This is a genomic window from Flavihumibacter sp. CACIAM 22H1, assembly GCF_001601815.1.
Classification (GTDB): Bacteria; Bacteroidota; Bacteroidia; order Chitinophagales; family Chitinophagaceae; genus Flavihumibacter.
On sequence record NZ_LUKG01000028.1, the window covers coordinates 19418 to 20559 of the forward strand.

Below are 1142 nucleotides of genomic sequence, written 5' to 3' on the forward strand. Positions count from 1 at the left end.
CAAAGCATTGATGATCTCACTCAACTTTTTGGTATCCTCTTTCTGGATTTTAATCATTTGTTTCAAACGACCGGGATCTGTTTCTGCTTCCATCCGTTCAAAGTTGGATACCAGGATAGATATCGGTGTTTTTAACTCATGGGAAATATGATGGATAGCATGTTTTTGAAAGGAAAACACTTCATTCATTCTTTTCATCAGCTTATTAAACTGATCGGCCAGAATGGCCATTTCACTTCCGGATTGCTGGTATTGAATCGGATTAAACGACGCTTCAAAATTATAGGACTCAATTTGCTTTGTTATTGACTCCAGCGGATCGGTTATTTTCTTAGACAATAAATAAGCAATTACTACCACGCTTATACAGAACCCAAAAAAGCTCAGCAGCAGGATATTACGTAAATAATTGAGTTTGGAAAACCCAAATAAATCCTGTGCCTTACTGATTCCATAATATACCTTACCCTCGTTCTGAAAATACAGGCCTACCACATCATACACTTTTTCGCGCCCCTCATACCATTCCGATCCGGCAGATAAATTCTCCAATATTTTCCTGGAGTATTGTACCGGTGTATCATCAATACTGGAATAAATCAATTCCTTTTTACTGTTGAAAATGAGTAATTTCTCATTTACGAGGTCATTGATCGTAAGACGGTCAATTTTACTTGTCAACTCCCAATCGGCATTTTTATTCTCGCTTAAAAAAAACAGGGTAGACCGGATCTTTTCTTTCTGCCGCTGGTGAAACTCTTCTTTTCGGTAGTCAGAGAACAGGGTATACACAAAAAAAAGCACCACACCGGGTTTAAAAAGAATGGTGGTTAATGAAAAAGTACACTAATATTTTTCTTCTAATTCCCATCCTGTTCATCAAAATAATAGCCGTATCCTACCTTGGTTTTGATATTATTTTTACCAAATGGTTTATCAATTTTGTTCCGTATAAAATTGATATAAACTTCGATGGTATTGGTATTGGTATCAATGAAACTGCCCCATATTTCCTGGATAAGCTGGTTCTTTGAAACGAGTTCTCCTTTGTTTTCCAGCAGTTTTAATAAAATCTGGTATTCTCGGGGGGTAAGCTGAATGGGCTGGCCGTTTCGGGTAACCAACTTGTTTTTTCGGTCAAT

Annotated in this window: 2 protein-coding genes; both read right to left on the reverse strand. The window is 37.2% G+C overall.

The features are described 5' to 3' along the window. Positions 1–804: histidine kinase dimerization/phospho-acceptor domain-containing protein (locus A1D16_RS09770; protein WP_290709175.1), on the reverse strand; the 804-nt coding region annotated here is incomplete at its 3' end. Positions 805–860: 56 nt separating this feature from the next. Continuing rightward, a partial coding sequence (locus A1D16_RS09775; RefSeq protein ID WP_290709176.1) for a winged helix-turn-helix domain-containing protein occupies positions 861–1142 on the reverse strand: 282 nt, incomplete at its 5' end.